The 13,143-nt window shown below is 41.2% G+C and carries 12 protein-coding genes; 6 read left to right on the top strand and 6 right to left on the bottom strand.

The annotated features are described in order from the left end of the window. Positions 1 to 398 (top strand): hypothetical protein (locus tag CL667_09080; protein MAL17855.1); only part of this gene is annotated, 398 nt, incomplete at its 5' end. Positions 399 to 531: 133 nt separating this feature from the next. Then, the gene (locus tag CL667_09075) at positions 532 to 909 is read left to right on the top strand and encodes a hypothetical protein (GenBank protein ID MAL17854.1); all 378 of its coding nucleotides are present in this window, start codon (positions 532 to 534) and stop codon (positions 907 to 909) included. Between the two features lie 4 nt (positions 910 to 913). Here the strand turns inward: CL667_09075 and CL667_09070 are convergent, their stop codons facing one another. The 4 genes from CL667_09070 to CL667_09055 form a co-directional block, all read right to left on the bottom strand. Then, positions 914 to 2,725 (bottom strand): hypothetical protein, encoded by a 1,812-nt coding sequence (locus tag CL667_09070; GenBank protein ID MAL17853.1) that lies wholly within the window; start codon positions 2,723 to 2,725, stop codon positions 914 to 916. A gap of 7 nt (positions 2,726 to 2,732) precedes the next feature. Further along, complete coding sequence (locus CL667_09065) at positions 2,733 to 3,674, bottom strand: hypothetical protein (GenBank protein ID MAL17852.1); 942 nt, start codon at positions 3,672 to 3,674, stop codon at positions 2,733 to 2,735. A 224-nt stretch (positions 3,675 to 3,898) separates the two neighbouring features. Continuing rightward, entirely contained in the window at positions 3,899 to 6,286 is a 2,388-nt protein-coding gene (locus CL667_09060; GenBank protein ID MAL17851.1) for a hypothetical protein, read from the bottom strand. A 133-nt stretch (positions 6,287 to 6,419) separates the two neighbouring features. Then, complete coding sequence (locus tag CL667_09055) at positions 6,420 to 6,626, bottom strand: hypothetical protein (GenBank protein ID MAL17850.1); 207 nt, start codon at positions 6,624 to 6,626, stop codon at positions 6,420 to 6,422. Between the two features lie 200 nt (positions 6,627 to 6,826). On the opposite strand from CL667_09055, the gene CL667_09050 reads away from it, so the two are divergent. From CL667_09050 to CL667_09040, 3 genes are all read left to right on the top strand, one after another. Beyond that, positions 6,827 to 7,702 (top strand): succinate--CoA ligase subunit alpha, encoded by an 876-nt coding sequence (locus tag CL667_09050; protein MAL17849.1) that lies wholly within the window; start codon positions 6,827 to 6,829, stop codon positions 7,700 to 7,702. 177 nt (positions 7,703 to 7,879) lie between these two features. Then, positions 7,880 to 8,473, top strand: a complete 594-nt coding sequence (locus CL667_09045; GenBank protein MAL17848.1) for a hypothetical protein — start codon at positions 7,880 to 7,882, stop codon at positions 8,471 to 8,473. 195 nt (positions 8,474 to 8,668) lie between these two features. Continuing rightward, entirely contained in the window at positions 8,669 to 9,277 is a 609-nt protein-coding gene (locus CL667_09040; protein ID MAL17847.1) for a DNA-binding protein, read from the top strand. 1 nt (position 9,278) lies between these two features. Here the strand turns inward: CL667_09040 and CL667_09035 are convergent, their stop codons facing one another. Both CL667_09035 and CL667_09030 read right to left on the bottom strand, forming a co-directional pair. Then, a complete protein-coding gene (locus CL667_09035) occupies positions 9,279 to 10,553 on the bottom strand; it encodes a glucose-1-phosphate adenylyltransferase (GenBank protein ID MAL17846.1) in 1,275 nt (424 codons plus the stop codon). Between the two features lie 7 nt (positions 10,554 to 10,560). After that, positions 10,561 to 12,000 carry a glycogen synthase gene (locus tag CL667_09030; GenBank protein ID MAL17845.1) on the bottom strand — a complete coding sequence of 480 codons (1,440 nt, stop codon included), beginning with the start codon at positions 11,998 to 12,000 and terminating at the stop codon, positions 10,561 to 10,563. A 220-nt stretch (positions 12,001 to 12,220) separates the two neighbouring features. Between CL667_09030 and CL667_09025 the strand changes: the two genes are divergently transcribed. Further along, entirely contained in the window at positions 12,221 to 13,141 is a 921-nt protein-coding gene (locus tag CL667_09025) for an ABC transporter (protein ID MAL17844.1), read from the top strand. The last annotated feature ends 2 nt before the right edge of the window (positions 13,142 to 13,143 follow it).

Here is a 13,143-nt window from a genome sequence, read left to right as displayed (position 1 = left end):
CCCAAGATTTAGAAAAGTCCATTCATCAATTTGATAGCCTTGGAAATTATGTAGCTAAGATAGCTGGACCGGGACGTGGTCCAGGCGAATTAAGCCGAAATGCGAATCCTCATTTCCAGGGAAATATTCTCTACATGAGTAATAATCATGGCTTAACATCCGAATACCGAAAAAATGATGCTGGCATTTATGAACATATTGCCGATCATGGTTTTAGACTTCCAGGAAGACTTCGTGGGATCAGATCTTTAGATGGCTTTAATGAATTCTATGTAAGTGAAGATTCAGTTAATTACCGGTTTAATGAAGTTCCTCCTCAGTACACAACTGATTTGATTCATTTAGTAAAAAACAGAATCAGATTCACTGAGTATCCAAGAAAAGATCCTCTCACTTAGAAAGCATTCCAGTTTTATAGAAATATCTGATGATGGGAATTCGGCTTCATATAGTTTTCTGCCTTATAGGTTTAATGACTATATAAATCCTTTAGATAATAAGAAGCTATTAGTACAACGCCCTTCTAAATCAGTGATTCAAATTTATGATGAAGACTTTGACATCGAACATGAGCTCGTTCTTGACGTAAAAGAAAGGCCTATCACCGATTCAGATATGGATTATCATTTTCCTGAGAAAAGCCGAATTGAGAAAAGAGAAAGAAGAGAGTTAATTGAAGACATTAAGCCTCCTTTTACTCGTGTCCTAATAGATAATCAAAATCAATTTTGGTTAGAAACTGATGAAACTGACGAAGGTAGAGAGATAGTTGTACTTGATTATGAAGGTAATCCCCTCGGCAGGTTTTTAATCCCTTCCAATAACCACTTACATGATATACGAAATAATAAAATCTATCTCGCTAACAATGCCTTAGAACAAGTTGAAGTTTATTCGGTTGATCTGTAGAAATCTATTTAGAATAGTAAAGCAACCCACCGCCTCGGGTCCCGGATAGAAATTCAGCTACTCCGTCTCCATCAAAATCAACAAAGTGAGGGGTTCCTAACTGGATGAAATCGATATTAAACGGGAAAGATTCTTTCGTAAAGGATGGTTGCTCTGCTGAGCCGTTGTTTCTGTAGAAGAGATACCCATCAATTTTTGTACCAAGGAATAGATCTAAATCGCCATCAGAATCAATATCATATAAGGCAGGTACACTTCTGGAGTCTGCTTTAATATCCATGAAATAGTCGCTTTCGAGGGTGAATTCAGGACTAGACTCTGAACCCGTATTCCTAAATAGCACGACTCCCCCACCCGACTCTCCGGCTATCAAATCCAGATCACCATCCTTGTCAATATCAGCAACGGTAGGCACCGCATTGCTTCCACGTTCGAGTTCAGCAATGCTCTTTTTGACCAATTCAAAACCATCACCAGTATTCTTATAGTAATCAATCGAACCTTTCCAGTTACCCAAGAGCAAATCGGCAAGTCCGTCGTTATCTAAATCAGCAAGAACTGGAGCTAGGTGATATCCTTTAGGTAGATTTAAACTGCCGGCCTTTTGAAATTCAGGCGCTGATGTTGTACCAATATTTTCGAATTGGTAAATGATGGATGTGCTTCTATCGGCAGGATCAATTTTGTTTGATAATAATAAGTCAAGATCTCCGTCTCCGTCAATATCTCCTGTTGCCGGAATGCTTTCATCTCCAACATCAATCATCCCCAAAAACTGTTTGGATTGAAGACTGAATTTCTCATTCTCTTGTTCCAAAAAGTAGAGATTCTCCGCAGTCGTTTCATTGGCATTATAAGCTCCGCCTAAAACGCCCAGAAATAAATCAGCATCTCCATCTTGTCCCCAGTCAGCTAGCGTAGGCGCATTATAACCACTGGTTGACACCGGGTTTGAAAGTGGGAAAGATTGTGGCTCAACCTGAAAGTCCGGATTTCTACAGGTACCCTGATTTTCTAACAACAAAATGCCGGGCTCAAAAAAATCACCCCAAAATAAATCCTGATCACCATCGCCATCAATATCCATAAAAGCCATGGTGTTGGCACCGTGCATGGTCCCAAACTGCTTCACAATTTCGATATCTTCAAACTTTTTACTCACCAGCTCGAACTGTGGAATGTCATTTTCATCTCTGCCTACCGACTCATACCGGGCCAGATTCCCTTCCAGCTTTCCTATAAATAAATCCAGCTTTTGGTCACAATCGATATCGGTGACGTTGGGGATATTCTGTCGGTCAGAAAAAATGGGGGTGCCGTTTACATCGCGGAGTGAATCAGCAGCAAGAATGAATTTAGGATTCGTCGCGCTTCCCTCATTCCGATAATACCGGATGTAACTGTAAGGCTGTTCTGTAAGCAAATCAAAGTCCCCATCCTGATCCATGTCCACAAACCGAAACCACTCACCGATATCAAGGTTCTGGAATTTGTTCGTCTGCCATTTCAAAGGCGAATCACCACTATTCTGATGCTCATAAAACATCAGGTCGTCGGTATGTTCCTGTATAAATAAATCAGGATCTGAATCACCATCAATATCTACGAACTGTGGACGAGGGGCATTGAAGCCTCCTAAAAAAGGATGAGCAATCTGATTTCCGTCCGTATCTAAAACAGAAAAAGGATATACATCCTGAGTATAGTTAGAGGATGCTGATTTGTCGCCGGTAGATTTTGAAGCAGCACAACCCGTAACAAACCCAGCTATTATGGTGATGAATAAGAGTCCTTTTAGTAATCTGAATTGATTCATAAATAATTTACCACGCATTTGTACCGATGCCGGATGGGTAGTTCCCCACTTCAATGACTTTCTCGATAGTGCGTGTTTCAGTATTGATCACGGTCACTGTACCAACTGGATTTTCAGTTTCTGAGCCCTCTGGCTGGTAGGTGCCGTCAAGATTATTATTAGTGACGTACAGATATTTACCATCTGCAGTAAGTGCGGCTCCGTGTGGTTGAGCAAGTCCATTTCCTTCAATAACAGCATCTACTGTTTGAGTATCCATGTCTACGACCGTAACTGTATGGGCGCCTTTATTGCCAAAGTAAACGTACTTTCCATCGAGGGAATAGACCGGATGCCACGGCATTGCGTTTACATCTATGCTATTTGATAACTCGGGATTGGCAGGATCAGAAATATCAAAAACCAAAAGCTTGCCGGTTATTTGTCCGGTTGCTACCATCGTATTTCCATCCGGAGAGACTGCAAAATTTACGAATACATTATTGCTTCCCTCCACATTGGTCAGATTCGTTTCTTCCGTTTCTGTATTTACGGACAGCATCTGATTGGAAGAAAGGCTGGCTATAAACGTCCAGTTATCCTTAGAATTAGCTGCGATGGCATGTGGTCTTGAGAAGAACACCTCTACTTCTTTATTCAGACTCATGCTCGAGCGCTCTATCACTCCAAAGCTCTGCGGCGGATTTACGGCACTCATAGATCGCCCAACAAAAAGCTCATCTTTATTTGGATGCATAGCCATAAGGCCCGGAACTTCAAGGCTTACTTCATCTACCAGTTCATTTTCTCTGTTGAATTTTAGCACCTTGTTTTCACCGATTAAAGTGACATACCAAAATGAACCATCCGGCTCTGCAATAGCATGATGTGGTTTTGCATTTGCAGAATAGCCCAGCTCCTGGAGATCAATAGTTTCGATTATTTCATGAGTCTGAGTATCAATCACCATTAAGGTTGCTGAACCCTGATTACAAACGTACATATTTTGGGTTGATTGAGCTTCAGCCACTCCTGATATCAATCCAAGACCAATCGTTAAGGCCGTGATGAAGAAAGTTCGCAGAAAAGTCATAATTCGAGCTTCCATAAAATTGAGGATTTGTTGAATAGAAAAAAGGCAACTTCAGAAAGACCTCTATTGAAGGTCATCTAAAGTTGCCTTAAATAAATCGTTTACTGATTTATGGCTTGTTCGTTTGTCTCCAGTACAAAAAGGCCTTCACGACCACTGGTCATAATAACGATGCCACTTTTGAAGTAAGGATAGTTACTCCACGTTCCGGAGAAACCAGGTGCGTCTTCAGTGAATGGATGCGTATCAAAACTTCCAACTTTCTGTGGGTTTGCCGGGTCACTTACATCAATAACCTGCAGACCACTTACATAGTTAGACTGATACATCAAGTCATCTTTGATATATAAATTGTGATCAGAAGAGGCATTTTCTAGGAAATACTCTCTAACAAACTGAGGATCATCCAAATCACTTACATCCCAAACAATAGTTCGGGTTTTGTCCACATTCCCCATCAACTCATCAAGTTCATCATTCTGGAAGAAATATCGATGATCTTCTGTTAACCATCCCTGGTGAACGTATCCGTAATCAGGATAAGAACCTGTTGAAAGAGCTACCGGATTTTCTTTATCGGTTACGTCTGCAATACTGATCGCTGTTTCGTTAGCACCAAAGCAGATTTCACTTCCCTGGTGTTCTTCATCGGGGCCATCATAAATTACACACTGTGCATCATGAGAATAACCGGTTCCGCTTCTTCCTGTAGAAGGATCAGCAAAACATCCTGCAAACGTTGGGTTGGCCGGATCTTGAATATTCACCATGTGTAAACCGCCGCCACAAGTTTGTCCACCGCCGCTGCTTCCTACAATAAATGCAAAACCTGATTCTTCATTAATAACCACGTTGTGTGCACTGTGAATATTCTCGTACATCGCTGTGGCTTCCAGCTCCATCGGGTCACCATCAAACTTGCGCAGCTGGGTTAGGTCAAGAACCTGCATTCCGTGTTCGCCCGCTCCATCAGCAACAATATAAGCGTGGTTTTTATACACTTTGATATCTCGCCAAACATTAGCTCTTGAGCCTTCTGTCATAGGAAGGTTGGCTACATAGATAGGATTACCTGGATCACTAAGATCTACGAAAGATGTTCCTTCGTTTCTACCAACCAGAGCATATTCTTTGCCAGTCACCGGATCTGTCCAGCCCCAAAGGTCATTCAAACGAACGCCTCGGTCACCGCCAATAGATCCAACAGGCATAAATGAAATTAAGTCAACATTGCTACAGCCAAAACGGTCTGCTTTACCGTCACTACAGTCAAGTCTGCCATTGGTAATAGGCTGTAATGTGTTTCCACCTTCACCGAATACAACATTCTGAGTTGTCCAGCTTCCCGTATCGTTTTTCTCAAGGATGGCAGCAGAACCTTCTCCATAATCGGCTCCGGTCATTCCGGCAACGGCCACATCACCATCTACAGCAAGTGTTCCTGAAAAATAATCTCCGGCTTCTTGTGAGCTCATTGGCATTTTTGAAGATCCTGTCCACATTCCATTTTCATCAGACTGAAACTGATAAATAGTTCCTTTTCCACCAGCGGCATTAGGTGCCCCGATCCATACTCCGGACTCGACTACAGAAATCGAACTTCCGAATAAATATGGTGACTGACCGTCAAAAGCTGATAGGCGTCCGCTTTCGCTCCACTCGCCATCTTCGCTACGGAATACAAATACGGTTCCGGCTGCTCCATCATTTCGAGGAGCTCCAACTAAGATCTGGTCACCATGAATTCCAATCGAAGTACCAAACTGACTACGATCTGCTGCCTGGTCACTGGTTAATGACGCACTGTGCATCCATTCAGAACCTTGATTAGCAAATACATGTACGGCACCGCCACCTCGCTGAGGTGCACCGACTACTAAATTCATTCCATCCATTGCAAGGCTTGAACCAAAGTTAGACCCGGCAGTATCAGGATTCACAATGCTTGCCGTTTCTGTCCAATTTCCAGAATTGGATCGGCTGTACACTAATACAGCTCCTAATCCGTCCGCGTGATCAGGCGCACCGACAAAAGCATAATTACCACTCAGCATTACACTTGAACCTAATGCGCTTTCAAAAGAATCTTCAGGCAGCATAAATTCTGCTATTTGACTCCAGCTTCCGGAACCGGACTTTTCAAAAAGAAAAGCAGCGCCCTGTTCTCCATTCATTTCAGGTGCTCCAACAATAAGGAAGTTACCGTCAGCTGATACTGAAGACCCAAAGCCATCACCAATTTTACCATTGGTTGCCATCAACTGATGTTGTTGCGTCCATTCGTCACCGGACTTCCCAAAAACATAAACAGCTCCGGGCTGATGTACGTTAGAAGGTTCACCGATAAATACAGCGCCGTCCGCTATAGAAACTGCCTGGGCAAATCCTCGCATCGCTTCTGATTGCCCATCAGGGGTTGTTTGTGCCTGAATTAAGGCCATGGGCGTGATTAAAAGTAATAGTGAGAATAAATATGATAATCGTTTCATAGATCCTAAAGGTTTATGAGAGTGGTTTTTTAAAATAAATACAGCCTTTAATATAGGGCGAGTCTTTTAGAAATCAATGAAGTTCACCGTTAAATATCGTTACTGCTGTATAAGAATCCTCTAAGCGGTGAAATTATTCATCGGTAGAGCTGAATAACGTCCAGGCAGTCACACCAACCAAGGCAGCTGCCCCACCCAGAATCAGAGCAAGATTTAAATCCCTTTGTATTCTTTCTGCTTTTGATAAATAATCAGAACCAACGCCTTTTTTGGCAATAATTCCTTCCAGTTCATTAATTCTATTTTGTAACTCTTTCTTTGTCTTATTCTTTAAACTCATAATCGTATTGATTTATTTTTTCTTTGATTTAATCAACTAACATTGAGTTTGTTTATTGAGTTTCATGAATTATTGGGGTTACAGTTGAAAAATCTAATCAGATTCCCCGTTCTGAAACTTTACTTAACAATTTAGCATTTCAATTCGCATGCAGAGATGCTATATTCTCAATCCCGAATTTGAACCTCAAAAAAGACAAAATGAGTGTATTAGTTGGAAATGATACCCGCCTGATTGTTCAGGGATTTACCGGAAGCGAGGGTAGCTTCCACGCCGGACAAATGATTGAATACGGTACCAATGTAGTTGGTGGTGTTACTCCCGGAAAAGGTGGACAAACCCATTTAGACCGACCCGTTTTTAATACCGTTGCTGAAGCGGTTAAAGAAGTAAATGCTAATACTTCCGTAATTTTTGTACCTCCTGCATTTGCCGGTGATGCTATTACTGAAGCAGCTTTTGCCGGAATTGAAGTAATTATCTGTATTACAGAAGGTATTCCTGTTAAAGACATGATTGTAGCCAAGCAGATTGTAAGCAGTCATGGAGCAACTTTGATTGGACCTAACTGTCCGGGTGTTATAACTCCGGGAGAAGCTAAAGTTGGAATTATGCCAGGCAGTATTTTTACACCGGGCAAGGTTGGGCTTATATCCCGTTCAGGTACTCTTACCTACGAAGCCGTTGACCAGCTTACCAAAGAAGGTCTTGGCCAAAGTACAGCAATTGGAATTGGTGGCGATCCTGTTATTGGAACCACTCACCTTGATGCTGTTAAAATGCTGAACGATGATCCTGATACCGACTCTATTGTTTTGATTGGAGAAATTGGCGGAACTGCTGAAGAAGAAGCAGCTGCCTGGATTAAAGATAATTGCCAGAAACCTGTTGTAGCATTTATTGCAGGCTCAACGGCTCCTCCGGGACGTCGAATGGGACACGCAGGTGCAATCATCTCTGGTGGTAAAGGAACCGCTCAAGAGAAAAAGAAAGCTCTTGCTGCAGCTGGAATTACTGTAGTTGAAAGTCCGGCTGAGATTGGTGTTACAATTAAGAAAATGCTTGAAACTGCTTAATCACAGTTTCTGTATTTAAGAAAATTCAAAGCCTCTTCCCTTTTGGGTTGAGGCTTTTTTTATTTTTAAAATTCAGGATAAGACAAGCTTGCCGTAAGGATGTCTTAAACTTGTCGTACAATTTTAAGAACCACAGGTCTATGTTTTGTAGACATTTACTTTAATGAATATTTATATATGTCACTATCTAATAACGTAAAGGCGTTCCGAGTACAGAGAGGCTTCTCACAAGAAAAATTGGCAGAATTAACTGGGTTAAGCCTTCGAACAATTCAGCGAGTTGAGAACAATGAAACCAAGCCCATGGGTGATACTTTATCGCGAATTGCTGAAGTATTCCAAATAGCACCTGATGAGTTAATTCAAATGCATAAGCCCCAAGATAGCTCGTACCTGATTGTATTAAACCTGACTCAGTTCTGCTCTATCCTCTTTCCCATTGTTGGTGTTTTAGTCCCTTCACTGCTTTGGATATTGAAAAAGAATATTATTGACAGGGTTGATGAGATTGGTAAGAATATTATAAACTTTCAAATAACATGGTCTATTGTCCTATTGGTGGGTACGATCAGCTACTACATGTATAGTGGTAACATAGCACTGGAGAACATTGGAGAGTACTTAACTGCTTACCAGCAAGCTTTACTTGTTTACCAGATATTTCTAATCTGTATGATTCTATATAATATTTTCATTATTGCTTTTAATACTTTCAAAATCCGAAGCAATAATAATGGCTTTTATCAACCCGCTATACCTTTTCTCCGTTAGTTTCATCCAAATAAGGATTAGAATACAGTCTCTGATATTGCAAGATGAGTTGTTCAGAATTTAATAACGAAATAGATTCTTTGGTTTCAAATAGACATATAGACACATATGTCGCTAAAATGTCGGGTAGATGTCGTACTATAAAAGCACTGCAGCATCTATGTTTTGCGTGAATTCTAACGCAACCAAATTTCTATGAGTACCGATTTAGCGAATCAGATAAAAAACATCCGGAATCAAAAAGGTTTTTCGCAGGAACTCCTTGCCGAGAAAACGGAACTGAGCCTAAGGACTATTCAGCGAGTTGAAAATGCAGAAACTGAACCCAGAGGTGATACCCTCCTACGAATTACGGAAGCGCTGGAAGTCACCCCCGATCAGCTTTTAGAATGGAATCAAGTTGAAGATCAATCCACCTTAGTTGTGATGAGTCTTTCGGCGCTCGGCTTTCTATTTACACCAATCCTTGGGGTTATCCTTCCACTTGTTATATGGATTTCAAGAAAAGATAGAGTCAAGAAAGCTGATATGATTGGCCGAAAAGTGATCAACTTCCAGCTCACATTCACGGCACTCATTTATCTGATGCAAGGTTTACTTTTCATGATACCCATACTCCAATTAGACATTGGCTTCTGGCTGGAGGGGTTGTTTGACTACCTAAACATCTCACCTATTTTATTTCAGCCGATTATTTTTGGGATTCCCTATCTGTACAATCTTGGAAGTATCATCATAAATACTTTCAGAATAAGAGCCGGAGATGAAGTTAGTTTTTCACCATCTGTTAAACTGCTAAAATAGTTTAGATGATTGTGCCATCCGGTATTACCGTATTCTTCTTCACAATCACAATGCCATCCCGTACGTAGTGATATTTGTGGTCGCCATCTTCTAGGTGATTTCCACCCACAATGCGCACATCATTTCCGATGGCTACATTTTTATCAATTATGCAGTTACTGATGTAGCACCGCTGACCAATACCCATGGCAGGTTTATCTGGCTTGGCGTCTTCAATCACAGATCGGTCCTGAAAAATATCGTTACCCATAATAATAGAATATTCTATTGTTGAGCCTTTACCAATCCTAGATCTAATTCCAATTACTGATCTTACAATTCTACTGGCTTCAACAATACACCCTTCCGCCATCAGGGCATGCTCAAGCGTTGTACCCATAAGTTTCGAAGCCGGAAGTAACCGGGCACGGGTGTAAATAAAATTCTCATTGTCATAAAGATTGAAATCCGGAATCGTATCGGCTAAAGCTAGATTTGCTTCAAAGAAAGATTGTATGGTTCCGATATCAGTCCAATATCCTCCAAATTCATAGCTACAAACTTTTTTTCCGCCTTCAACACATTTCGGAATCAGTTCTTTTCCGAAATCCGTAGCATCGGGATTATCATCAAATAGCTTTTTAAGCATTTCGCTGTTGAAGATATAAATCCCCATTGATGCCAGGTAATCTTTACCCTGTTCTTTATAGACTTCGGGTACTTTCGATTTCCACTTACTCAATTCTTTAGCATCGGGCTTCTCAACAAAATCTTCGATAATTCCTTCTGCGTTGGTCTTCATAATTCCAAAACCGGTAGCATCTTCTGCGGTTACAGGAATTGTTGCTACAGTGAGATCCGCATCATTTTCTTTATGGCGCTCCAGCATTTTTGAGTAATCCATTTGGTAGAGCTGATCACCGGAAAGTATCAGCACATGCTCATGGTCATGGTTCTCCATATGGTGAACCGATTGACGAACCGCATCGGCTGTTCCCTGAAACCAGTCAGTACTGTCAGGAGTTTGCTCAGCGGCAAGGATATCCACAAAACCACTACTGAAGGCGTCAAAGTTATACGTGTTTTTTATGTGACGATTCAGCGAAGCTGAATTGAACTGAGTCAATACATAAATCCTTCGGATATCTGAATTCAGACAGTTAGAAATAGGAATATCAACAAGTCTGTATTTACCACCCACCGGAACAGCTGGTTTTGACCTGTGGTCGGTTAGCGGGAACAATCGTGTTCCTCTTCCTCCACCTAAAATGACTGCGATAACGGACGATCTTTTCATAAATAACCTATTTTCTAGTTAGTGCTTTATACATTTTAATGTATTCCTGAGCTGAATTCTTCCAGGAAAAATCGAGTTTCATGACTTTACTCAAGACTTCAGAATATTGTTTTGAATCTTTATACAAATCAACAGCTCTGCTAATGGCATTTGAAGCAGCCTCCAGGCTAAAGTCTTCAAATGTTATTCCGTAGCCATTTTTTTCAGAGATATCTTTTACCGAATCTTTTAATCCACCAACGGCTCGAACTATGGGAACCGTTCCATAACGCATAGCAAACATTTGATTTAAACCACAAGGCTCAACCCTTGAAGGCATTAATATAAAATCGGAACCTGCGTAAATCTGATGTGCCAGCTTCTCATTATACTCCAACGTAGCATCAAAATATCCAACATGATCACTTTCCATACGGGCAAAAATTTGATGCAATTGAGGGTCACCCGTTCCTAATAATACAAAATTAACTTCCTGATCCGAATACATTACCTGTTTAAATAAATCCGGCAATAAATCTGCCCCTTTCTCCCGAACCAAACGCCCGATAAATGCGATGGTCGGTAATTCAGGATTCAGTCCAAATTCCTTACACAGATAAGTTTTGTTCTCGCTTTTCCCCTTCTTTCGGTTCCTAAAACTGAAGTTATATTCAATGAGGTCATCGGTGTTAGGATCCCAAACTTCGGTATCAATCCCGTTAATAATACCCGTTGATTTTTCCTGCTCTTGCTCAAACAATAGCTCTAGTCCGCTGCTGTTATCAGCCAGTTCCTTCATATAGTTTTCAGAGACGGTCGTGATTTGCCAGGATGATTTCAGCCCGGCCGCCAGGGAATTCATTCTTCCGTCCCAATCTAACAATCCAAGATTATTAATATTGAATGCAGGTAATAACTTATAGCTGTCAAGGTCGTGTTCGCCATGATATTCTGCATTATGAACGGTTATTACAGTAGGAATATCCGCCATATCACGATAGCGGTTACATTCGGATAGCATAAAAGGCACCAAGCCCGTGTGGTGATCATGACAGTGAACCAGCTCAGGTTTTTCGTCCCGACTTTTAATCCACTCCAGGCTGGCAATCTGAAAACTCACAAAGCGTTCCAGCTCGTCCCAGTAGCCTCGACCTGACCATGGGTCTATATAAATACCCGGGCGATCAAATCTCCCAGGTATATCAATCACATAGAAAGGGAATCCAAGTTTATCTTCCTTCATTTTCAATACTAAAAAGCGAACCTGCTCTGAAGCCATCGAAAAAGCACTTTCAAATACCGTTTCATAGTCCTGAGAACCTATCCAATGGTTGTCATACTTTGGGATCACCACTTCACAATGATGATCAAGCTGATTTAAATACTTTGGAAGTGAACCAACGACATCCGCAAGGCCTCCGGCTTTTGCGGCCGGGTAACATTCAGCACTTAAGTGAATAATGTGCATCTTTTTAGTAACCTATTTCCCTTTCACTCGTTATGATTTATTATAATGGGAAATAAGAAATCTTTGGGCATCTTGCAAAGTAAATTGCTACTTGAAATAAATTCGGGAGTTAAAAATATTCTGTAATTATAAAGAATACTTTTCGACTAATTAAGCAAGTGCCACTTTTACACTATTTGAAATTAAGCCAACAACCATACATTAGAGGATAGGATACACCATGGCAGTTATTGAGGTTAAAGACATCTATAAATCCTTTGGAAAAACCAAAGCGGTGAATGGAGTCAGTTTTGATGTAAACGAAGGCCGGATTTTCGGTTTACTTGGACCAAATGGAGCCGGGAAAACCACCACCATCCGAATGATAAACTTCATTCTTACACCTGATTCCGGAGAAGTCACCATAAACGGATTGGTTGCAAGTCCTGAAACCCAGCGCATGATTGGCTATATGCCGGAAGAGCGTGGACTATATAAAAAAATGAAAGTCTTTGACCAGCTGATGTATCTGACACAGCTTAAGGGAATGGATGCCGGTGCTGCCAAAAAATCAATTGAGTACTGGTTAGAGCGTTTTGACGCAGCCGATTGGAAAAAGCGGGAAATTAATGAGCTTTCTAAAGGTCAGTCTCAGAAAATACAGTTTATAGCCACCATCGCTCACAATCCGGATATCTATATATTTGATGAGCCTTTCAGTGGACTTGATCCCATCAACAGCGAAACGCTTAAAGAGATTATCATTGAGTTACGGGAACAAGGAAAGACCATCCTGTTTTCCACGCATCGCATGGAACAGGTAGAGCAAATGTGTGATGACATCTGCCTCTTCAATCAGGGTGAAGCCGTACTCACCGGGAACCTCCGGCATATCAAATCATCGTTCGGTGAGAACACCATTAACCTTGAATTTGAAGGTGACGGATCTTTTCTGGATAAACTGGAGAACGTCCGCATCAACAATCGTTCTACAAATTTTGCTGAAATCAGAGTACTGAACGGGCAAAGCATGCAGGACATTCTGAAGCTTGCGATGGAGCACGCTGAGATTCATAAGTTTGAGCGCATCGAGCCTTCACTAAACGAAATTTTTATCTCCACAGTCGGAGAAGACAACATCAAAAAAGCGGAGATTAAGTAATT

It is taken from the genome of Balneola sp. (genome assembly GCA_002694685.1).
GTDB lineage: Bacteria > Bacteroidota > Rhodothermia > Balneolales > Balneolaceae > Gracilimonas.
The sequence above is the reverse complement of the archived record's forward strand: the minus strand, read 5'-3'. Positions and strand labels throughout refer to the sequence as shown.